The organism is Litoribacillus peritrichatus, from assembly GCF_039537985.1.
Taxonomy (GTDB): domain Bacteria; phylum Pseudomonadota; class Gammaproteobacteria; order Pseudomonadales; family Litoribrevibacteraceae; genus Litoribacillus; species Litoribacillus peritrichatus.
The window spans coordinates 74,671-98,558 of the sequence record NZ_BAABBN010000003.1 but is presented as its reverse complement, the minus strand read 5'-3'; the positions used below and the strand labels follow the sequence as shown (position 1 = coordinate 98,558).

Below are 23,888 nucleotides of genomic sequence, written 5' to 3'. Positions count from 1 at the left end.
GGTCACCACTGATGTTGCTGCTGGTGCCGCTGAACACTGGCGTGGTGTCGTTGGTTTCTACCGTGTCATTGATGCCGATCGTGGCATCCGTGGTGGTGTCCGGTGCATTTGTCGTTGTTGGTTGCGATTCACCGCCATCATCGGACGCAGTGACTGAAATCTGTTCGCCGTCGACCAGGGCTGGGTTCAGATCCACCGTGTAGTTACCGTTGTCGTCTGCTGTGGTGGTCAGTTCATTACCGTTGGGTAAAGTGACGGTTACTAAAGCGTTCGCTTCTGTGGTACCGCTGACGTTCGAGCCGTCTGCAGCAACCGTTGCTGTCGGCGCGTCAGGCGCATTCAAATCTGGCGCATTGGTCGTGACAGCTTGCGATTCGCCGCCATCATCGGAGGCAGTGACTGAAATCTGTTCGCCGTCCACCAAGGCTGGGTTCAGATCCACCGTGTAGTTGCCGTTATCGTCCGCCGTGGTGGTCAGTTCATTGCCGTTGGGTAAAGTGACGGTTACTGAAGCATTTGGTTCTGTGATACCGCTGACGTTCGAGCCGTCCGCAGCAACCGTTGCTGTCGGTGCGTCAGGCGCATTCAAATCTGGCGCATTGGTCGTGATAGCTTGCGATTCTCCGCCATCATCGGAGGCAGTAACCGAAATCTGTTCGCCGTCCACCAAAGCTGGGTTCAGATCCACCGTATAGTTGCCGTTATCGTCCGCCGTGGCGGTCAGTTCCGTACCGTTTGGCAAGGTCACGGTAACCGAAGTGTTCGGTTCTGTGGTGCCACTGACGTTCGAGCCGTCCACAGCAACCGTTGCTGTCGGCGCGTCAGGCGCATTCAAATCTGGCGCATTGGTCGTGACAGCTTGCGATTCGCCGCCATCATCGGAGGCAGTAACTGAAATTTGTTCGCCGTCGACCAAGGCTGGGTTCAGATCCACCGTATAGTTGCCGTTATCGTCCGCCGTGGTGGTCAGTTCATTGCCGTTGGGTAAAGTGACGGTTACTAAAGCGTTCGCTTCTGTGGTACCGCTGACGTTCGAGCCGTCTGCAGCAACCGTTGCTGTCGGCGCGTCAGGCGCATTCAAATCTGGCGCATTGGTCGTGATAGCTTGCGATTCGCCGCCATCATCGGAGGCAGTGACTGAAATCTGTTCGCCGTCCACCAAAGCTGGATTCAGATCCACCGTGTAGTTGCCGTTATCGTCCGCCGTGGTGGTCAGTTCATTGCCGTTGGGTAAAGTGACGGTTACTGAAGCATTTGGTTCTGTGGTGCCGCTGACGTTCGAGCCGTCCGCAGCAACCGTTGCTGTCGGTGCGTCAGGGGCATTCAAATCTGGCGCATTGGTCGTGATAGCTTGCGATTCGCCGCCATCATCGGAGGCAGTAACTGAAATTTGTTCACCGTCCACCAGGGCTGGGTTCAGATCCACCGTGTAGTTGCCGTTATCATCCGCCGTGGTGATCAGTTCATTGCCGTTGGGTAAAGTGACGGTTACTGAAGCATTTGGCTCTGTGGTACCGCTGACGTTCGAGCCGTCTGCAGCAACCGTTGCTGTCGGTGCGTCAGGGGCATTCAAGTCTGGCGCGTTGGTCGTGATAGCTTGCGATTCGCCGCCATCATCGGAGGCAGTAACTGAAATTTGTTCGCCGTCGACCAAGGCTGGGGTCAGGTCCACCGTGTAGTTGCCGTTATCGTCCGCCGTGGTGGTCAGTTCATTGCCGTTGGGTAAAGTGACGGTTACTGAAGCATTTGGTTCTGTGGTACCGCTGACGTTCGAGCCGTCCACAGCAACCGTTGCTGTCGGTGCGTCAGGGGCATTCAAGTCTGGGGCATTGACACTGGTTTCTGAGCTATTGCCTGCTTCATCACTGATATCAACCGCAACAGTTTCACCATCAACAAGCGCCGGGGATAACTCAGCTGTGAAGTCTCCGCTTTCATCTGCAATGACCACAATCGGAGTTACTGCACCAGGGACCGTAATCGTTACCGTCGCGCCAGATTCTGTACGCCCTGTGACTGCATCACCATTGTCAGTGATAGTGACATCACCATCATTAATTTCAGGGGCCGTAGTATCCGGTGCATCGGCAGTTACGGACGGGGATGTTCCGACTTCATCGCTTGCGGTGACTGAAACGGTTTCGCCGTTGGTAAGAGCCGGCTCCAACGTCGCCTGGTAATTGCCGTTCGCATCCGCCGTTGTTTCAATCACAGCACCACCAGGCAACTCAATAACTATGGTGGTATTCGCCTCAGCGGAACCACTGATGGTTGAGCCATCGTCCGAAATCACAGCGCTCGGTGCTTCAGGAGGCAAAGTGTTTTCTACGGTAATAACGTAGGTTTGAAGAACAGTATTTCCCGCACCGTCACTCACAGCAACGGTAAACTCGTAATCGCCTGGAATCGTTGGGCTACCAGAGAGCGTGCCATTTTCAGTCAACGTCAGCCCTGCAGGTAAATCACTGCCAGCGGACACTTCAAAGGTCAGCTGGTCGTTCTCTTCGTCCGTGAAATCGGTTGTTAGACCAATGGATAAGTTTGCAGCTTCATCAAATGACCCAAGATTACTTTCACCGATAAACACAGGCGCGTCGTTCGTTGCTTCAACAACCGTCAGCGTTAACTTGGTTTCGGTTGAGTTACCGGATTCATCCGTTCCCACGACAACAAATTCATAGTCACCAGGTACAGAAGGTTCGCCCTGCAAAAGGCCAGACTCAGAGATGGTCAAACCTTCCGGTAAATTTTGTCCATCCTGAAGCGTGATCGTAATGGCTTCACCATCGACTTCCTCAAACAAGTTATTGAGATCAATGGTGGTTTGAGTACTTTCATTGATGGAGCCTAAGTCGGATTCCTCGTCTGCTCGAGGCGCATCGTCCACGGCATTCACCGTAACATCAATGACTTGCGTCGTCTGATTGCCTTGGCTGTCCGTCACTATGATTTCAAACTGATCGCTGCCGTTATAATCTGCGGTAGGTGTATAAACAAACTCACCATCGGGATTAAGCGCAACAGAGCCATTTTCAGGAACAGAACCTAACTCAAAGGTGACGCTGCCGCCGTCCGGGTCTTCAGCGTCAAAACGTCCTGTAAATGCAGTGTCTTCATTGACACTGAATTGATTAGCAGAGGTTAATTCCGGGTTGGCAATCAGAGGATCAAGTTCAGAAATATCGGGCGACTGGAGAGAATCTACCCGAGAATCCTGGCCTGGCAAAGTAAGATTCGCGTCTGAATTAACGTTATATAGGAGATCATAGTCATGATGAAGAATGACAGGAACGGACTTAAAACCACCAGCGGATTCACCACCAGCAGCCGTAGCTTCTAATTGAGAGGGGTCGAAGTTTGGATCTTCAAGTAACTGGCGCTGAATCAACTCGGCTTTGGCAAGTTCATCTTCGAGGCCATAACTGCTCAAATCCAGGAGGTCTTGATCCAACAATGCTTCGCTTTGGCGACCTAACGCTAAGCTCTCACCATTAGACAGACCAACCATAACTTGGCTGCCTTCACCTTGAGTGACAATTTTCTCACCAAGATAAACCGAATCACCGAGCTGTAGTTGACGCTCATTGCCCGCCGCATCAACAGCAATCACTGTTCCAATAATAAAGGTAACGTTACCAATAACTTGTGCCATGTCTGATCTCTCAATAGTTCTCCAATTGAGAGCCAACATAACAGATTCATCAAGTTATACTATTGTACCTAGGTACATACCTTAAAGAATTTAAGTAACCGTTTGTTAACAGTATTTTTAGTCGTAATTACGGCTAAATCTGCTCTTCGCCGTCCTCACCTTCATCTTTAGGAATGAGTGATAACCCGTTCAGAGAAAAGGAGGTTTGTTCCTTCGATTTTTCTTTTGGAGCTTCTTTAGTATTTTCAGTGGTAGATTCGGGCTTTGGTGCCTGAGGCGCAGCAGCTGGAGACGGTTTGTCATCGTCCAGGCTGATTTTAAGACGAAGGTTATTTCGGGAGTCGGCATTCTTCAACGCTTCCTCTTCGGTAATCAACCCTTGTTTGTATATCTTTAACAGCGCGGAATCAAACGTTTGCATTCCGATGTTTTCGGACTTATTCATGACTTCCTTAATGGCTTCCACATCGCCTTTTTTAATCAAATCAGCAACACGCGGCGTGTTGAGCAACACCTCAATGGCCGCCGCACGTTTTCCGTCTTTAGTCGGAATCAGTCGCTGAGAAACAATCGCCTGAAGGTTTAATGACAAATCCATGAACAACTGCTTATGTCGCTCCTCCGGGAAAAAATTAACAATCCGGTCAATGGCTTGGTTAGCATTATTCGCATGCAAAGTGGACAAACACAGGTGACCGGTTTCCGCAAATTCCAAAGCATGTTCCATGGTTTCTTGTGTTCGAATTTCACCGATTAAAATCACATCCGGTGCTTGTCGTAAGGTATTAACCAGGGCATCTTCATAGCAATTGGTATCCACCCCGACTTCACGCTGATTAACTATTGATTTTTTATGACGATGAACAAATTCCACCGGGTCCTCAATGGTAATAATGTGGCCTGAACTATTGATATTACGGTAGTCAATTAAAGACGCCAATGAAGTGGATTTACCCGAACCTGTTCCTCCCACAAACAGTATTAAGCCCCTTTTCTGCATAATCAGTTTTGGCAGGATTTCCGGTAAGCCTAACTCCGTAAAACTTGGAATGTCGGTCTTGATGGTACGAATGACCATCGAAAATTGATTTCGCTGTAAAAAAACATTGACCCGAAAGCGGCCAATCCCAACCTCAGAAATGGCCAGATTCGCTTCTGGTTTGGTTTCAAAGTCCCGCTTTTGATCGTCATCCATCATCGAATAAGCGATTTTCTTAACAGCGCCTGCTGGTAGCGGTTCTTTGGATAAGGGAACGAGTTTTCCGTAGATTTTTGCGCTGATTGGGGCCCCAGTGGATAGATACAAGTCGGAGCCGTCTTTTTCCACCATGATTCGCAAATAATCTTTAAATTCCACAATAACGTTCCTTTCTGACAATAATTAAGATGCTCTGTTAGGTGAAGGCATTCGCTTCACGCAACCAAAGTATAGTCAGAAATTAAGAGAGCATAGTTTAAAAACAGGGACTTTAATCACGATATTAATAAAAACTGAAGCCTCGTCGAGAAACCCAAGAAACAATATGAGTTTCAATCAGTTACTAGAATTTAAAGGCAGAGGGTTTCAACTTAAAAAATCGTTAATATTGATGCCATAGTTAACAGGATCAGAAGGTCGGACAATCTGCTCACCAGTAGACTTACGCGTTAGGTCGATCAACTCAACTTTAATAAAACGTTTAAATTTCGTGTGATAAATGGCTTTCACCATCGGTTGTTTCTGATCTTGAGCATTAAGCTCGATCACCACTGCTAATTTCCCACTGGTTAACTCAACCAAGGAGCCAACTGGGTAGATCCCCATCGCTCTTATAAAGGTGTGTAAAATATCTTTATCTAGGTGACTGCCTGTCCATTCCAGCATCCGCTTTAAAGCAATGGTGGGTGGTAACCCTTTGTGATAGCAGCGATCCGCAGTAATCGCATCATAAACATCCACCACCGCTGCCATTTTTGCTTCCAAACTTATGGTGTCTTTATTAAGACCTTGAGGGTAGCCAGTCCCATCCAAACGCTCATGATGTTGATATGCAACATTGAGTGACGCTTGCGGAAGCCCTCCCGATTTAACAAGAATATCCCGGCTGAATGTCGAATGTTTCTTCATTAGACCAAACTCTTCTTCGGTCAGTCTGCCAGGCTTATGCAGCACCTCATCCGGAATCAGAATTTTACCGATATCATGAAGAATGGCACCCAAGACATTTTCAAACAAAGATTGACGATTCAGGTTCATAGCTTTACCCAGGATCGACATCAACACCCCAACGTTAATCGAGTGCTCCAATAAGTAAGCGTCTTTTTCCCGAATACGGCTCAAGCAAGCCAGTGCATTTTGATTGCGGGTAACAGAGTCGATAAAGTCATTGGCCAGTTCTTTAAAGCCATCCACATCCACATCTTCACCGTGCAATGCTTTTTGCATGGCCGTTTCAATCATGCCTTTCGCCCGAGAATGAACTTCACGTGCTTTAATAAGCTCTTCTGATGTTGAGACTTTTTTGTCTACCGCCGGTTTTTCATCCGCATATGCGGCAAAGGTTTGATCGCCTTCACTTTCGATCTGATCTTGAGAAACGCCGGCTTCAACATCCACGCCCCGCTCTGTATCAATGAAAAGTTCTTTGACACCCCGTTTTTTAATCAGCTCAACCGTTTTCCAGTCAGGTATGCGACCTTCTTTTTGATACGATGATTCAACGTCCTGATCCCAGTGAAATCCAGACACATACATTTCAGGCGTTAGGTAAGCAATGGAAATCTTTTTGATCATAAAAAGCCGATACAACTTTAGCGTCAGAAGAAGTTTTATAATTATTTAATCACATCAAACTCAGCGGTTCTGTTTCAATTTGCTTTCAACTGTTTCAAACGTTTTAACATAAACAACCAATGTTTCTTGTGCTCTTCAGTATTGCCGGCAGCTAAGTCACCGTAAGTCAGTGCTTCATATCGTTGAGACAACCAATCCACCAGCGCCTTTTCTTCAGGATAGTTGCTTTTTAGCATATCAAACAATTTTCTGGGGGATAATTTTAGCAGCGCCTGCTGCTCGGGTTCGTTATCATCGTCCGTCAGCAAGCAAAGCAACTGTTGTTCAAATCGTAATTTCCCGGAACGGCGCACAGTGAAATGTCGAAATTGTCGAGCCAATAGCCATAAAACCAAAGGACCCGCAATCGCCGAGGCAATCAGCAGACCGACCATCAACCAAACATGACTGCCCCAAGTTTTCAGCAAATCCGCCCAGAATGAAGACTGCTTTTGAACATCATAGCCAACAACATTTAACGACCATTGATAACTCAGATAGTCCATGGTTTGTCGCATGTCGTTCAACCACTCCACAGCCTTATAGCGATGAGGAGAAAAGAATGAGTCTTCTAAAAAGGTATTCTCTTCACTGACGGCTTCCTGTAACCCCTGTTGAATTCTTTCCGGCGCAACCACTGAAGTCGGGTCTACATTTACCCAGCCTCGACCGGATATCCAAACTTCCGTCCAAGCATGCGCATCGTACTGCCGAACCGTTAAATAACCGGCCTGTTCATTCCATTCCCCACCTAGATACCCCACCACAACGCGCGCAGGAATCCCCGCATACCTCGCCATCAATGCAAGAGCTCCGGCGTAATGAGCACAAAAACCTCTTTGAGTATCAAACAAAAATTCGTCGTTCGCTTTCTCACCTAAAGTGGGTGGCTTCAAGGTATAAACAAAGTCATTTTTGATGAAGTATTTCAAGGCATTATCGATGAACTGCTGAGGCGTTTCTGAGCTGCTTTTGATCTGAAGCGCCAATGCTTCGGTTTTGGGGTTGTGATTATCAGGCAGTTGAAGCTCACGCCTCAGACGCCACTGAAATAACTCAGGTTCGCGAGTCAACGCTGTCGGCATCGAAGACTGATAACGTAACGTTTGCCGAATAGGCTTATCGTATTTTAGTGTAAAGTCCTGAGTCAGACCCACATGCGGTTGTTCTGGCAAGCTTCCATCGAGACTGAACAACCAGAATTGATTGGTCGGCTCCAAAATCACCTCATACGGCAACGTCTCTTCTGAACGTTTTAACAACACCTGCCAAGCAGAGCTTTGATCGCCATACCAGTCTACAATAGCGCCAGCGTAGTTGGCATTGGAATGCGCTTTCCAGCCTCGGCCATCGGTATTATCCAGTACAATCGCTCGCCAATACAATGAGGAAGGAGAGGCAGGTACACCGTCCAAAAACCGGGCCCTGAAAACCAGCTTGTCTGACTGACTCAGTTTCGCAATGTCACCCGGACTTATTTTATCGCTGATGCCGGTGACCGCCCCCTGATTAACATCAATCGACCAAAACGGCGACATTCTCGGAAAAAACACAAAGAAAATCACCATCAAGGGCACAGCAGACAACCAGTACAAAACCGACTGTTTTAACAGAACGGACGCCCGCTGGGTAATACGACTGTGCATGGCAATCAAAGCTGCGGTAATAATCACTGCATTGGCCAATACCACCGACGCCGCAATGATCTCGGTGTAAAACAAAAAGAACAGCGCCGATACTAAAAACGACAAAAAGAGCGAAATATAAGCGTCTCTTCGGGTATGCAACTCAATTAATTTCAGACCATAAGCCAGGATCAGAAAATTAACAGCCGCCTCAACAGAAACTTTCTGAAACGAGACAACAATGCCAACCATACCACCGACGGCTAACCCGGTTTTCAACAATGCACTGGGAAAACGCCACCGGCCCACAATGATTTGCCAACGCCAGACAATGCACACCAACATGAAGGCGGTCAGCCACCACGGCATTCTTGGCAAGTGAATCGAGATAGAAGCGAATTGAGCAAACAACATCCACCGTAAAGCCGATAAATGCAGAGACATATCCAAAGTGCTTTTCATTGGTTTGCCTCAAACAACGCTAGAGCCCGTAAACAATTATTCTGATGAAGCACACCGTTATCCGGCCCGATATCCTGACCGGATAAAACAAGGCCGAATGTTTTTTGCTCTTCAGTCCACCGAATCACCCAGCCTGCCAGTGCAGACAACCTCGTCTCTGTATCCAGATTTGCAAAGTCATCCTCCCTGAGCCAACGGTCATCACTCGACGGCATGATAAATTCTTTAGTTACCAATTCCTCAGTCTTAGCGTAACGCTTCCAATCCACCTTGCTAAGAGAATCACCTTCAACATAAGGCATCAGACTGTAAAAATCACTGCCAGGCTGAAGCTTTTGGGGCTGAGCGTCCTGATCAAACTCATCATCCCCTTCTCCTGCATACTGGGCAGGCAACACATCAAAAATCGGCTTAGGGTATCCCAAAACCGGATGTTTTAACTGCACAACAGACCAGGCCGTCAAAATGCCCAACGGATACTGAGTTCTTATTTCCAGTTTTGGGGTTCTGTTCCATCCTCGGTGCAGGCTTGAAAACGGAAGACGCTCCGTCTTCAAAGCCGAATCCAAATCAAACGACACCTTGGCTTCAGATTCTCGCCAGAGAAGCTCTATTGAGTGGTGAAAACGTGCATCTTTCGCCATCACGTCGGTAGGAATCTGAACGGTACCACCAACAAAACCACTCACCTCTTCCGAAACCGAAAGCTCTATCGACGCCAAATTCCGCCAGGTATGCCAAATCACCACAGCAAAAACACTACCCACCCAAAAACATAGCCCGAAAATCAAACTGTTCTGGTAGTTAATCGCAGTCAGCAGCATCACCAGTAATACGCCAGCCAATAGCCACCCCGCCCGAGAGGGAATAATGTAGATATTTCGATTGGAAAGCAGAGACCGATCCGTAAGAGGTGACCGACTAGAAAACCATCGCTCAATTGCCCGTTTTAAAACTGACATCAACACCTCATAGTCAAACCGGATGATTTAAGGAACACAATCAGATAACCAAAGGCTACCTGGAAGCCAGACACCAAGAAATCAGACACCAAGAAATCAGACACCAAGCAGCCAGCCACTAGATGGCGGCTACTTGTTCCAACATCAGTGAAGAAATTAAAGCATTTTCAGAAGAGACCACTCTATGATCCACCACCGAAGCCAAAACCGACTGAACGTCGTCCGGGATCACATAGTCCCGCCCTTCCAAAAACGCCCAGGCTTGCGCACTTCGTAACAGGGACAAACTCCCTCTCGGTGATAAGCCAATTGAGGCATTTCGTTTTTGGCGGCTGAATTCAACAAGACGCTGAATATAATCCAACAACGCCTCAGACACTTTGACTTGCTTCACAGAGTCCTGAAGCGACATTAATTCATCCGGAGTAAACACAGGAGGCAAATTCGTGGCCATCTGCCTTCTGCTCTGCCCCTTAAGTAATTCCCTTTCTGCTTCCGCAGGCGGGTAGCCCAAAGTCACTCTCATCAAGAAACGGTCCAGCTGAGATTCCGGCAGCGGGTATGTACCGGCCTGGCTCATTGGATTCTGAGTGGCGATGACAAAGAAAGGCTCAGGCAAATGATGTGTTTCACCCTCCACACTGACCTGATGCTCCTCCATGGCTTCCAGCAGCGCACTCTGAGTCTTGGGGCTGGCCCGGTTAATTTCATCGGTTAACACCACTTGTGAAAATACCGGCCCCTTATGAAATTCAAAGGTGTGTTCATCACGATTAAAGATGGTTACACCGATGACATCCGAAGGCAGCAGGTCACTGGTAAACTGAACCCGGTTGTAACTTAGCCCCAGAACATTCGCCAAAGCGTGCGACAAAGTGGTTTTCCCCATTCCCGGCAAATCTTCAATTAACAGATGTCCTTTTGCCATCAAGCAGGCAAACGCCAACTTTAATTGCGTTTCTTTGCCGAGAATAATGCGATTCACATTCTCCAGCGCCAATACTAGCTTCGTTTGTAATTCATTCATTAAGCAATCGCCTGAATGCCTCTTAATAAGTCGGCCTTAATGTCTTCAACATTTTCCAGCCCCACAGAAACACGAACCAAACCCGGTACAATGCCAGCTCGCTCTTTCTCTTCGTCCGATAAACGACCGTGAGTGGTGGTTGCCGGATGAGTGATTGTCGTTTTAGTGTCACCAAGGTTGGCCGTAATTGATAACATCCGGGTATTATCGATCAAAGTCCAGGCTGCATCTTTGCCCCCCTCCACCTCAAACGATAGCACACCACCAAAACCACTTTGCTGCTTTTCAGCCAGTGTATGCTGAGGGTGACTATCCAGGCCACCATAATGTACTTTTGCAATATGCGGTTGTGACTCCAGCCAGGTGGCAATCGCTAATGCAGATTCACAATGCGCTTTCATTCGAATAGACAAGGTTTCAAGGCCTTTTAAGAAAACCCAGGCATTGAAAGGACTCATCGTCGTCCCCGCTGATCGAAGGAAACCATAAACCTCATCCATTTCCTGCTTTCTTCCGGCAACCACGCCCCCAACACAACGGCCCTGACCGTCCAGATACTTGGTTGCGGAGTGCACAACAATGTCTGCACCTAACGCGAGCGGCTGCTGTAATACCGGCGTGCAAAAGCAGTTATCCACAACCAATAAGGCATCATGCTCATGCGCCAGGTTCGCAAGGCTCTGAATGTCGGCCACTTCACCCAGCGGATTAGAAGGCGTTTCTAAAAACAACAGCTTGGTTTGTGGCTCAATCGCAGACTTCCACACGTCAATGTTGGTTAAATCCACAAACGTCGTTTTGATACCAAATTTCTTAAAGTACTTTTCAAACAAGACATTGGTCGTGCCAAATACCGACCGAGAACAAACCACATGATCACCGGATTTCAATAAGCCTGCGACCGTACTCAAAATAGCAGCCATACCGGAAGACGTAGCCACTGCCATTTCGGCCCCTTCCATCGCAGCCAAACGCTTCTCAAACGTCGCCACAGTCGGGTTAGTGAAACGGGAGTAGATATTGCCAGGTTCATCGCCACCGAAACGAGCCGCCGCTTCCGCCGCACTGTTGAATACATAACTGGATGTCGTAAAAATTGGCTCACTGTGCTCGGCTTCAGCCGTCCGAATCTGGCCACCTCGAACAGCGTAGGTTTCGATAGATGAATCAGTAAGGTCTGATTGAATTCGGGAACGATCAGTCATTGTTCTTCCTTAACCTGCTTGAAAAGGTTTCAAAAAGCGTGCTTAAAAAATTAAAAAGCCGAACGATTAGGTTCGGCTTTTCTAATAAAGTTCCAGGCTCAGTAACCCGGAAAAGAATCTTAAGTCAAAGACTAAGATACTTCGTTATGAATACCTACGGTAGCATCATCACTGCTGTCGGCTTCATCTTCATTATCATCCGAGACATCCACTACAATATTAGCTTTCTTATGCTTGGATGCATCATTTCTGGCCTGCTCCAATTTCGCAAGGTACTCAGGAGTTACATCGTCAGTAATGTACTCGCCATTAAATACCGCGCAATCAAACGCTTCAATGCCATCATTAACTCCGCGTGAAGCAACGATCAAATCATCCAGATCTTGATAGATTAAGCCGTCTGCCCCGATCAGTTCGCATATTTCATCAACCGTACGGCCTGAAGCGATCAACTCGCTGGCAGATGGCATGTCAATACCATACACATTCGGGTAACAGACTTCCGGAGCTGCAGACGCCATATAAACTTTATTGGCTCCCACGTCCCTTGCCATTTCAATGATCTGACGACTGGTTGTGCCGCGCACAATAGAATCATCCACCAACAAGACATTCTTACCGGCAAACTCCAGTTCCACCGGATTCAGCTTTTGACGAACGGATTTCTTACGCTCGTTTTGGCCAGGCATAATGAAAGTACGGCCTATGTATCGGTTTTTCATGAAGCCTTCGCGATACTTAACACCCAGACAGTGAGCAAGTTGCAACGCAGATGTACGGCTGGTATCCGGAATGGGAATAACCACATCAATGTCGTTATCAGGCCACTCTCGTTTGATTTTTTCTGCGAGCATCTCACCCATTTTCAAACGCGTTTTATAGACGGAATTACCATCCATGATGCTATCAGGGCGCGCAAAATACACGTATTCGAATATACAAGGGCGTAACTTCGGAGATTCTGCACACTGCATGCTATGAAACTCACCCGCTTCTGAAATAAAGATGGCTTCACCCGGAGCAATATCACGCTCAAGCGTAAATCCAAGCGAAGACAAGGCCACACTCTCAGAAGCAATCATGTATTCAGTGCCTTCCGGTGTTTCCCTTTTACCGAATACAGCAGGACGAATGCCGTTCGGGTCTCTGAAACCCACCACGCCCTGACCAGCAATCATAGCAACCACGGCATAACCACCACGACAGCGCTTATGTACACCTTTAACGGCTTCAAAGATATCATCCGGAGTGGGGGTTTGTTTGCCTTGCTTTTGTAAACCGTGAGCAAACACATTCAATAACACTTCAGAATCAGAAGTAGTATTAATATGACGCAAATCGGTTTCATACAGTTTTTGACCAATCTCTTGAGAGTTAGTCAAATTACCATTATGGGCAAGCGTAATACCATAAGGCGAGTTTACATAAAAAGGCTGAGCTTCGGCCGAAGAGGAAGAGCCCGCTGTTGGATAACGAACGTGACCAATCCCCATGTTACCAATGAGGCGATGCATATGACGGGTTCGAAAAACATCCCTCACCAGCCCATTATTTTTTCTAAGATGGAACCGGCCATTATGGCTGGTAACGATCCCAGCGGCATCCTGCCCTCTGTGTTGTAGTACGGTTAACGCATCATACAAAGTCTGATTTACGTTAGTGAAGGAAACGACGCCAGCAATGCCGCACATGGATAAACTACCTCATTAGCCTTAAGTTAATTTTCTACCTGAATGACTTCTTCTGCGCCATCCATCCATTTCTCAGTGGAAACAGATTCAGTTGTATCTGGAATTTCTGATAAAGCATCCCCGGCTTGCTGGAGTGCTTCACCTGCAACAGCAGGGTCCACCAGACCAGACATGTCCATTTCGGACAGCTGCTCTGATAACAATTTAGTGGTTTCTTTAGTCCAGGCTTCGACTTGAGCAAAATGAGGGACAATTTGAGAGGACTGCCAAACAGGCGAATCAACAAAGGCAGTCAGGCTCAGCAAACCAATGGCAACCACAATAACCAGCGCACCACGAACAACGCCAAAAACCACGCCTAATAACCGATCCCACATCGATAAGCCAACCGCTTTCACAAACTGGCTAATAATGAAATTTATAAACGAACCAACAATCAAAACACCCACAAACAAAACAAAAAAAGCCAGCACAAGTGCTGACTTTCCATCATTTGCAAAATCACTTAGATAATGCGAGAAATCATATGCATAAATACGGGAAATCAATAACGCCGCCACCCAAGTAACAAGCGAAAAAAGCTCCTTCATGAAACCGCGCTTTAAACTGATGAGCGCCGAAACAGAAATTACACCAACTATAGCCCAATCAAACCAATTCATTCTTGCTTCCTATTCTCAGGGCTGCGAATTCTACCAGAGCAATCCAAACTGCAAAACCCATGTTCTTCAATCAATCCAATAAACTTAGTTTTCATTTGTAAATTACAAAACACAAACCAAAATATTAAGGTCGGTATGGCTTGATAAGACCATCTTTCAACTTAAGTTTAGCCGCCAATTGCTTCTTGACGGCCATTAACTTCTCTTTCTTTAATTCTGGCCCGACAAATACCTGGTAGCGAGTTTTACCGGAGGAATCTCTTAATAATTTATTGTAAGAGTTGAAACCTGCCTTCGTTAATTTTTTGCGTAACGCCTGCGCGTTTTTAGGTTGGCTGAACGTCGCCAGCTGCAACGTCCAACCAGGCTCCTGAGCCTGATTCGCAGCCGAAACCAAGGCCTCAGGTTCAGCCGCTTTGGCCAACGTTGTTCGAGGCACCATTGGCTGATCGTATGGCTCCGTTTCTACACTGGCAAATCCGGTTCCTTTAGGGGATGGAGGTTTTAAAATAGGTGCTGGAGGAACTTCCGGGCGATCAGGGATCTCAACAATCGGCGTTGTGTGTATACGTCCACTGCCATCTAATATTTCCGGGCCAAACAAAGCAATTAAGACAAACGTAACCACCGCCCCAAGCAGCCGGTATTTAATCAATTCAGGCGCGTCATCCTGGGTCTGTTTAGCCTTCTGCTCTGCTTTCGGTTTTTTCACATTATCGCTCATAATAAGAGATTGCTTCGGCTACCGTAAAAAATGAGCCTAAAACAACCACCTTCCTTGTTTCTTCTGGGGAGTTTCGGGTTTCCTCAGCTACCGCTTCAAAGGCTTGTTGAAAGTCAGAAAAAGCCGTTGCTGCCTGTCCGCAATTTATCAGCTTATCCTTCAGTTCAGAGGAAGATAGCGCCCTATCAATGGGAAGATCAATACACAGCCAACGATCAAACACAAACTCCAACTGCTTAATAACCCCCGAGATATCTTTGTCCGACATACAACCAATAATGGCAACCGGTTTTCGGGGCAAGTTCTTATGGGTTAGCTGTTCGGCCAAATACGCTGCGGCCTGCGGGTTATGAGCAACATCCAACCACCCCTCGACGCCGTTAAACTCAAACGCTTCCATCCGACCACGAATTGAAACCTGTTCAACCGCCCGGTTAGCTGTTTCCCGATTCAGCGACCAATTTAATGTAGCCATCGCACAAAGCGCCGCCGCCACATTCTGCACCGGAAACCCCGGATAACTCAGCCCCACAAGAGAGCTTCCGTTTTTCATTGACCAGGTCCAATGCCCTTCCGCCGGATCAAACTGATAAGCATTGCCCGCTTGATAGAATTCCGCCCCAATTTGAGTCGCATGCGCCCCGACGGAAGCAGGCCCGTCGCTGGCACCAAAAACGGCAGGACGCCCAGATCTAAAAATACCCGCCTTTTCATAACCGATAACGTCTATATCAGACCCCAGCCAGGACTCATGATCAATGCCAATCGAAGTCACCACAGACACATCCGCATCGACAATGTTCACCGCATCCAGGCGACCACCAAGCCCGACCTCTAGGATTGCAACATCTAAGTCAGCTTGTTTAAACAACCAAAACGCAGCCAACGTCGTAAACTCAAAATAGGTTAAAGAAATTTCTTTTCGGGCCGCTTCAACACACTCAAATGCCTTTAAAAGCGGTTGATCACCAACCTCTTCATTGCGGATTCGAATCCGTTCATTAAAGCGTATTAAGTGCGGAGAAGAATAAACACCTGAGGACTTACCTAACTGTGAAGCATAAGACTCAATATACGCGCAGGTTGTCCCCTTGCCGTTAGTCCCTGCCACCATAATAACTTCACGAGCCAATGGAAATAAACTCAGCCGATCTGCAACTTGTTTTATTCGGTCCAGACCCAGATCAATTTCAGTGGGATGCATGCTCTCAAGATAAGAAAGCCATTCATCTAGTGTATTCATTTTTATCATAAAGAACGTTCGGAAGGAGGCTGCATATGCCACGTTAAATTAGACAACAAACGGGAAATCTTAGCTCTTAACTGCTGACGATGAACAATCATATCCACCGTTCCGTGCTCCAATAAGAACTCACTGCGCTGAAAGCCTTCAGGCAGTTTTTCACGAACGGTTTGCTCTATCACCCGAGGACCGGCAAATCCGACCAAAGCATTCGGCTCTGCAATATTAATATCACCCAGCATCGCCAAACTGGCCGATACGCCCCCAAACACGGGGTCTGTCATGACAGAAACAAAAGGAATGCCCTTACGTTTCATCCGTTCCAAAACCGCAGAAGTTTTCGCCATTTGCATCAAAGAAATCAGCGCTTCCTGCATCCGCGCCCCGCCACTGGCAGAGAAACAAATAAACGGAATATTATGATCCATTGCCAATTTGGCCGCCCGCACGAATTTTTCACCGACAACCGCCCCCATGGAGCCACCCATAAACTTAAACTCAAACGCAGCAACCACAATCGCCTTACCTTCAAGGCGGCCATGCATAGCGACCAAGGCATCGTTTTCACCCGTTTCTTTCTGGGCCGAACTCAGTCTGTCTTTATAACGCTTAGAGTCTTTAAATTTAAGACGGTCTTCTGGCTGTACATCGGCAGCGATTTCAACACGATCTTCCATATCCAAAAATAAATCGATACGACGACGCGCACTGACTCGCATATGGTGATCGCATTTAGGGCAAACATCCGAGTTTTTCTCAAGTTCAGGGCGATAAAGAATAGCATCACACTTAGGACACTTTTTCCACAGCCCCTCAGGAACGCTGGACTTTTTTTGGGTATCCGAGCGAACAATGGAGGGAACAATCTTATCTAACCAGCTACTCATTTATCGTATAACCCTGAACCTGAAATAAAACTTAAGATTTATCCATAGCGATGCGCATTTCTTCAATGATCGCAGAAACTTTTTGACAAGTTTCTTCAATGCTCAGTTCCTTAGAAGCACACTCAGCAATTGTATTCACCAATACAGAACCCACAATGACACCATCGGCAACGGCAGCAACACTGGCGGCGGTATCTCCGTCTTTAATGCCAAATCCAACACCCACAGGCAATTTCGTTTGCGCCTGAATTGCACCGACTTTCTGAGCCACCTCTTCGGTGTTCAAAGCGGATGAACCCGTCACCCCTTTTACAGACACATAATAAACGTACCCCGTGCCTTGCTCACAGATCAGTTTAGTTCGTGCTTCAGACGTTGTCGGAGCCAACAGAAAGATGGAATCAATGCCCTGCTCATCAAACAACGGTTTCACATTAACGGCTTCCTCCGGAGGCAAGTCAACCAGCAGCACACCGTCTACACCCGCCAACGCTGCTTTTTTTGCAAATTCCGGATAGCCCATAGCTTCAACCGGGTTCAGATACCCCATTAGCACAACCGGCGTGGTGCTATTGCTCTCACGAAATTGAGCAACACAATCCAACACATCATTCAGACTTGTGCCATGAGCTAAAGCTCGTTCGCACGCCAACTGAATCGCTGGGCCGTCCGCCATCGGATCTGAAAAAGGAACCCCCAACTCAATAATGTCTGCGCCCGCATCAACGAGACTATGCATCATTGGCACTGTATGCGCCAACGATGAATCCCCTGCCGTGATGTACGGGATAAGCGCCTTTTTACCGGCTTGATTCAAACTTTCAAAATAAGAATTAATTCTGCTCATTAGTCTTCACACTTATACAGTTATGCCGTCGATGCCGGCAATGGTATGAATATCTTTATCACCACGTCCTGACAGATTTACAATAATCATCTGATCCGGAGACATGGTTTTTGCTAGTTTCTCTGCATAAGCAAGCGCATGACTCGACTCCAACGCAGGCATGATACCTTCAATACGCGTTAGCTTACGGAAAGCATCCAGTGCCTCATCATCCGTAACCGCAACATAAGTAGCCCGGCCAGTATCTTTCAAATAACTATGCTCCGGCCCAACACCAGGGTAATCAAGCCCTGCTGATACCGAGTGAGTACCGATGATCTGACCATTCTCATCTTCCATCAGGTAAGTTCGGTTTCCATGCAACACGCCTGGCTTACCAGCGGATAGTGGCGCTGCGTGTTCACCTGTTTCCAAACCGTGACCACCCGCCTCGACGCCGTACATCGCAACCGACTCATCTTCAAGGAATGGATGGAACAAGCCAATAGCGTTCGAACCACCACCAACACACGCCACCAAGGCATCCGGCAATTTACCCGCTTGCTCCAGAGACTGACGACGAGCTTCACGACCAATAACCGAGTTAAAATCACGCACCATCATTGGGTATGGGTGAGGGCCTGCTGCTGTGCCAATGATGTAGAACGTCGAGTCCACATTCGTCACCCAATCTCTCATTGCTTCGTTCATCGCATCCTTCAATGTGCGCGTACCGGCTTCAACAGGAACCACCTCGGCCCCCAAAAGCTTCATTCGATACACGTTAAGTGTCTGGCGCTGAACATCTTCTGCCCCCATAAACACTTTACACTCAAGACCCAGTCGAGCTGCAACCGTAGCCGTTGCTACACCATGTTGTCCTGCACCAGTCTCAGCAATAACACGAGGCTTACCCATATGCTTTGCAAGTAACGCCTGGCCGATGGTGTTATTTACCTTATGCGCACCTGTGTGGTTTAAATCTTCTCGCTTCAGGTAGATCTTTGCGCCACCAACTTCTTTTGTCCAACGCTCAGCAAAATACAAAGGCGAAGGTCGCCCTACATAATGAGCCAGGTCATGATCAAATTCAGCCTGAAAATCGGCATCATTTTTCAATCGATCATAAAGTGCTGTTAAATCATCCAGAGCACTCATCAACGTTTCGGAAACAAAACGGCCACCGTATACACCAAAGTGACCATTCTCATCTGGCAATTGAGCCTTATCTGTCATTTCAAAACCTCATTCATAAACGCGATCATTTTTTCGTTACTTTTAACCGCTTTTTGCGCCTCAACTCCGCCACTTACATCAACCGCATATGGGTTAACCTGGCGAATAGCAGACGCTACATTCGATGCATCCAGACCACCAGCCAAAATAACTGGAACGCCAAGATCATCGGGAATCAGAGACCAATTGAACTTCTCTCCTGTGCCACCCGGCACCCCTTTTTTATAGGTATCCAATAGCAAAGCAGACGCTTTATCATACCTTTTGGCTTCATGGTAAAGGTCTGTATCGTCTTTCACTCGAATGGCCTTAAACCACGGCAAACGGAACTGTTCGCAATACTCCGGCGGCTCATCCCCATGAAACTGAAGGCAAGTCAGCCCGGCCTCCTTAATAGTTTGTCTAACCAAATCGGGTTCTGCATTGACAAACAACCCGACCACAGAAACAAAAGGAGGGAGTTGTGATGTTATTTCGCCAACCACAGCCGACTCAACAAACCTCGGGCTTGGAGGATAGAAAACAAAGCCCAGCGCATCGCAACCAAACTCTATTGCCTTTAACGCATCCTCTGTCCGGGTAATACCGCAAATTTTGGCTCGTGTTCTTAACACAAGACCTCCATGGAAAATCCCAAATACTAACAGAAAGACATTCTAAGCTACAGAGAGTCCGGTTTAAAAAGATGATTTGCAGGTGAAACCAATAACGGGCCTAAACTATCCGCCATGACAGGCAGGCCATACTTGCCATCATAATCCACATCAACAAAGTACAAACCATGAGGCGGCGCTGTAATACCCGCCTGAACCCGGTCTCTGGCAGCCAAAACTTCAGCAACCCATTCCACGGGTCGTCGCCCATCACCCACCTCGCACAAAACACCGGCAATGTTTCTGATCATGTGATGAAGAAATGCATTCGCCTTCACATCTATCACCACCAAAGGCCCGACTCGTCTCACCATCAAATGGTGAATATTTCGCATTGGCGTGTTTGATTGGCATTGTTTAGCCCTGAAAGATGTGAAATCGTTTTCACCAAGCAATGCCTGTCCAGCTTCATGCATAGCCTGTTCATTTAAAGGCACATGATGCCAGGTAACCCCATATTTATTAATCACTGGTGCTACCGGGCTATTATCAATCACATACCGATATCGCCGAGCGGTTGCAGAAAACCTAGCATGAAAAGAATCATCGACTCGCCGAACCCACTTTACACCGATTTGGTCTGGCAACAGACTGGTGACACCGCGAACCCAAGAATTATCATTCCTATACACCGGGCTATCAAAGTGCACAACCTGATGAACTGCATGAACACCTGCATCCGTGCGGCCAGCACAAGTAATTTCAATAGGGCTATTAGCAATACGACTGAGCGCAGTTTCGATTTCTTCTTGAATGGAAGGTTTGGCAGAAGGTTGGCGCTGCCAACCTTTAAAGCCATAACCAAAGTATTCGATGCCGAGCACGATTCGCTCGGCAGTAGAACTGTTTGACAAGTTAGTATCCTTAGAAAGCTTATCTAATATGCATTAGCGCCTATGATAAACTATTTAAAAGATCCCCTGCCTCACTTTTTTGCTCCTCACTCCCTTCAAGCACCACTTCTTCCAGGATATCACGAGCACCATCAACATCGCCCATGTCAACGTAAGCTCGGGCTAAATCAAGCTTGGTTGCAACCTCATCAGTTCCCACAAAGAAGTCCAGTTCGTCCTCTGCCAAGCCAGAACCCACTGATTCATCCAACGTAGCAGCCGCTGCAGGAATCTCATTGACATCCTGAGATACTTCCTCAGCCACAGAGGTATCCACTTCTTCAGCCATATCCAGCGAAGGCAGGTCATCAGAAGAGGCTGTTGGCTCAGAGGTCACATCAACATCAAGCGACAAGTCTTCTTGTGCCTCTTGCTCATCAACAGCCGGCTTTGCTGGCTCAGCGGCTACAACCGGAACATCGGTCGCTGATGCCAACTCTGCATCCAAATCCACTTCATCAACAGAGTCCACACCAAGCGACTTAGCAAGATCCTCAAGATCAACCCCTACATCAAGAACCTCACCAAGCTCATCTTGCGATAGCTCAGCTGAAGCTGTCTCCGTCTGTGTCTCAGAATCTAAAGAAATCTCATCCAGCTCTGGTTCGATGATAGACTCATCCTGAATTGAGTCTTCAGAAACGTCATCACCCATATCAAATTCTGAAAGAACATTATCTTCCGTCGCTGGCAGTTCAAATGAATCCAGTTCATCAGCCACTTCATCCAATTCAAGACCAGAATCCAATTCAACAGGTTCCTGTGCCGCACTTGAAGAATCACCTTCTAAATCCAGGCCAATTCCCGCACCGGCATCACCAAGGTCGGTATCCAGATCATCCAGATTCAGATCATCAAGAGCATCGACTTCAGAAGCATCCAAAGCACCGTCGACTTCCATATCCAACGAGAACTCATCACCTGCGCTCTCTTCATCCAATGAAGCTTCTGACACTGCATCATCAGTAATGCCTAGTTCTTCTTCAAGGTTAAAGTCCAGATCATCCAGAGCATCAGACGCAGGGGCAACATCTCCACTCAAGTCACTTGCCAGTTCCGACTCCAGATCTTCCAGGGAATAACTAAACTCATCGTCTTCTTTATTGCCTGAAGACAGATCAAAGTCAGCATCACCCATCAAGGGCTTGCCACCCACCAAGCTCTCATTACTGTCAAAGGCATTAACCGAAGCCTCACCCATATAACCTGGCAGTTTCTGCTCCAGAACTTCAATCTGAGCCAATACATCATCTGCACCAAGCCCAAGTATTTCTTGTTTCTGGCGAGCAAAGCCCTGGCTATCTTGCATCTCAGAGTAGACTTCCAACATTTTCAAGCGAAGATCTACTCGCCCTGCTTCTTTATTGATCGCTTCATTCAACAACACCACCGCATTATCAAACTGGCCATAAGCAATAAAGCTGTCAGCACGGGCCACGATATCGTCTGGCTGCATGGCATCTTCGCTGTCTAGAGACACCTGACCAAAACCCTGACTCTCAAGGTCAAGACCATCAAGCTCCTGCTCGATATTATCCATTTCAGCCTGAACGTCTGAACTTTGCTGGTCTGCTTTATTTTCTTGTTCTAAAACGTCAGACAACTCGCTTTCACGCTGATAACTTCTTCTGGACAACATGAACAACAAGATGACAAAGAACAACGAACCCGCACCAATGGCCACCAGCCAGATTGGGTTACCGGTAATAGACTCAAACAAGCTAGGTTGTTTCGGTGCAGTAACACCAACAGCATCAACTTCGGGTTTGACAATTGGCTTGTCTGCAGGCGGCGGAACCTCCGCAACAACGGGTTCCTCTATCACTTCAGCAACGCCTGGTTCCTCAAGAGCGACAGAGGGTTGTTCGACCTCCCCCGCTATGCCTTCCTCATTGGCAATATCAGCGCCATCAACTTCGGCACCATCAATTTCAGCAGACAGTTCAGATTCAGCACCATCAGTGCTTTCCGCCATCGCAGGCGACTCGCCCATAACTTCCGAATCAGTCGCCACTTCATCAACCATGGCGTCTGCCGGGTCCTCACCAGACATGGCCATACCAGTCTGCAATTCAGCCATCTGGGTATCTTTCAACGTCACCAAACGAGAGAGCTTTTCAACTTGCTCCTCAAGAGAAGCCAGCTTGCTGTTCAGCTTTTCATTCTCACGACTGGCTTTATCCAAATTCTCCTGAGTAATTGCCAACTCATTCTGTAACGACTCAACATTAGATGAACTGGATTCATCACCGCTCGCTGAACCACCAGAAGATGCAGAAACATCGGATCTAACAATCTTCAAACGAGCCGATTCAGGAGCCTGTACTTCTGACTGAACCTGCTGATCAACCGCACTCAACTGAACCTGACTGGTTGAATCACTCCCCGGAGTAATAGAATCTTTGTAGCGCTTATTATGAGCGGCAACCTCTTCTACAGCAGAACCATGCTGCCAGTTTTCAACCTGATCCAATGTAGGGACACGAAGAACAGATCCCTTCTTAATTTTATTAATGTTACCGGCAACAAATGCATTCGGGTTTAACTCTCGAATGGCCATCATTGTCTGCTGAATGGTCACAGAGCGTGAAGGCCTGACTTCCGTTGCTATGTCCCAAAGGGTATCACTTGCGCCAACCGTTCGGGTATCACCACCCTCATACGTACTGGCTGAAGGCGTAACCGTTGCGGAGCTATTTCTTTGGGGAGCTGACTGTCTGACAGGCGTCACAGAAACCTGAGATTCAGGCTGAGCTGTAGTCCGCGTAGGAGTAACCACAATCCCCGGAGCTTCATCTTCATAAACCGGAGGATCAAGAAGCACCGTGTACTCCCGTAAAACCCGACCAGTTGGCCAGTTCACTTCTACCAAGAAGTTTAGGAAAGGTTCCTGAATGGACTGTTTAGTAGTAAGTAACAAGCTGCCTTTACCATTGCCTGTCAATTCTACGTCAAAAGAAATATCACTTAAGAAAAAGAATCGCTCAACGCCTGCCCGATCAAATTCTTCTTCACTCGCCATCGACGGAAGTATTTCCTCTGTCACCAGTTCACGAGTTTGTAAGAGTTGTATCTCAGCCTGCAAAGGTTGGTTAAGTGCAGACTTTAATTTTAAGTCTCCTAACCCCAATCCTAATGCAAAAGGAGAAGTTAGTACGCCAGCTGCAACTAAAGCAGAGGTGAGTTTACGAAGCTTCATGCGTCGATCCTTTGTTGTTATTTGCCCGCAGCGGCATCTGAATCCAACCATCCAGAGCACCAAACAACGTCAAAACAATTCATTAAAAGTCAAAAGTTCATTTAACACAGTTTAGACGTTTTTAGCCCA

The 23,888-nt window shown here is 47.4% G+C and carries 17 protein-coding genes; all 17 read right to left on the bottom strand.

The window, feature by feature from the left end; translation table 11 throughout:
• Positions 1-3,652: retention module-containing protein (locus ABD744_RS01185; RefSeq protein ID WP_344794599.1), on the bottom strand; the 3,652-nt coding region annotated here is incomplete at its 3' end.
• Between the two features lie 133 nt (positions 3,653-3,785).
• Complete coding sequence (locus ABD744_RS01180) at positions 3,786-5,009, bottom strand: PilT/PilU family type 4a pilus ATPase (protein WP_344794597.1); 1,224 nt, start codon at positions 5,007-5,009, stop codon at positions 3,786-3,788.
• Positions 5,010-5,216: 207 nt separating this feature from the next.
• Positions 5,217-6,425 (bottom strand): HD-GYP domain-containing protein, encoded by a 1,209-nt coding sequence (locus tag ABD744_RS01175; RefSeq protein WP_344794595.1) that lies wholly within the window; start codon positions 6,423-6,425, stop codon positions 5,217-5,219.
• Positions 6,426-6,499: 74 nt separating this feature from the next.
• A complete protein-coding gene (locus ABD744_RS01170) occupies positions 6,500-8,551 on the bottom strand; it encodes a transglutaminase TgpA family protein (RefSeq protein WP_344794593.1) in 2,052 nt (683 codons plus the stop codon).
• A complete protein-coding gene (locus ABD744_RS01165; RefSeq protein ID WP_344794591.1) occupies positions 8,548-9,513 on the bottom strand; it encodes a DUF58 domain-containing protein in 966 nt (321 codons plus the stop codon). Before ABD744_RS01165 ends, ABD744_RS01170 begins: the two co-directional genes overlap by 4 nt.
• Before the next feature lie 118 nt (positions 9,514-9,631).
• The gene (locus tag ABD744_RS01160; RefSeq protein ID WP_344794589.1) at positions 9,632-10,540 is read right to left on the bottom strand and encodes an AAA family ATPase; all 909 of its coding nucleotides are present in this window, start codon (positions 10,538-10,540) and stop codon (positions 9,632-9,634) included.
• Complete coding sequence (locus tag ABD744_RS01155) at positions 10,540-11,745, bottom strand: O-succinylhomoserine sulfhydrylase (protein WP_344794587.1); 1,206 nt, start codon at positions 11,743-11,745, stop codon at positions 10,540-10,542. Before ABD744_RS01155 ends, ABD744_RS01160 begins: the two co-directional genes overlap by 1 nt.
• A gap of 131 nt (positions 11,746-11,876) precedes the next feature.
• A complete protein-coding gene (gene purF / locus ABD744_RS01150; RefSeq protein ID WP_344794585.1) occupies positions 11,877-13,436 on the bottom strand; it encodes an amidophosphoribosyltransferase in 1,560 nt (519 codons plus the stop codon).
• Between the two features lie 26 nt (positions 13,437-13,462).
• The gene (locus tag ABD744_RS01145; protein ID WP_344794583.1) at positions 13,463-14,098 is read right to left on the bottom strand and encodes a CvpA family protein; all 636 of its coding nucleotides are present in this window, start codon (positions 14,096-14,098) and stop codon (positions 13,463-13,465) included.
• 124 nt (positions 14,099-14,222) lie between these two features.
• Positions 14,223-14,810: an SPOR domain-containing protein gene (locus ABD744_RS01140; protein WP_344794581.1), complete on the bottom strand. Its 588-nt coding sequence runs from the start codon at positions 14,808-14,810 to the stop codon at positions 14,223-14,225.
• 1 nt (position 14,811) lies between these two features.
• Positions 14,812-16,065, bottom strand: a complete 1,254-nt coding sequence (gene folC / locus ABD744_RS01135) for a bifunctional tetrahydrofolate synthase/dihydrofolate synthase (protein ID WP_344794579.1) — start codon at positions 16,063-16,065, stop codon at positions 14,812-14,814.
• A gap of 5 nt (positions 16,066-16,070) precedes the next feature.
• Entirely contained in the window at positions 16,071-16,952 is an 882-nt protein-coding gene (accD, locus tag ABD744_RS01130) for an acetyl-CoA carboxylase, carboxyltransferase subunit beta (protein WP_344794577.1), read from the bottom strand.
• A 31-nt stretch (positions 16,953-16,983) separates the two neighbouring features.
• A complete protein-coding gene (gene trpA, locus ABD744_RS01125) occupies positions 16,984-17,799 on the bottom strand; it encodes a tryptophan synthase subunit alpha (RefSeq protein WP_344794575.1) in 816 nt (271 codons plus the stop codon).
• Between the two features lie 12 nt (positions 17,800-17,811).
• Positions 17,812-19,014: a tryptophan synthase subunit beta gene (gene trpB, locus ABD744_RS01120; protein WP_344794573.1), complete on the bottom strand. Its 1,203-nt coding sequence runs from the start codon at positions 19,012-19,014 to the stop codon at positions 17,812-17,814.
• A complete protein-coding gene (locus ABD744_RS01115) occupies positions 19,011-19,628 on the bottom strand; it encodes a phosphoribosylanthranilate isomerase (protein WP_344794571.1) in 618 nt (205 codons plus the stop codon). The genes trpB and ABD744_RS01115 overlap by 4 nt, the downstream gene beginning before the upstream one ends.
• Before the next feature lie 47 nt (positions 19,629-19,675).
• Positions 19,676-20,521, bottom strand: coding sequence for a tRNA pseudouridine(38-40) synthase TruA (gene truA, locus ABD744_RS01110; protein ID WP_344794569.1), 846 nt, complete (start codon positions 20,519-20,521; stop codon positions 19,676-19,678).
• 40 nt (positions 20,522-20,561) lie between these two features.
• Complete coding sequence (locus tag ABD744_RS01105; RefSeq protein ID WP_344794567.1) at positions 20,562-23,759, bottom strand: motility hub landmark protein FimV; 3,198 nt, start codon at positions 23,757-23,759, stop codon at positions 20,562-20,564.
• Positions 23,760-23,888: the final 129 nt, after the last annotated feature.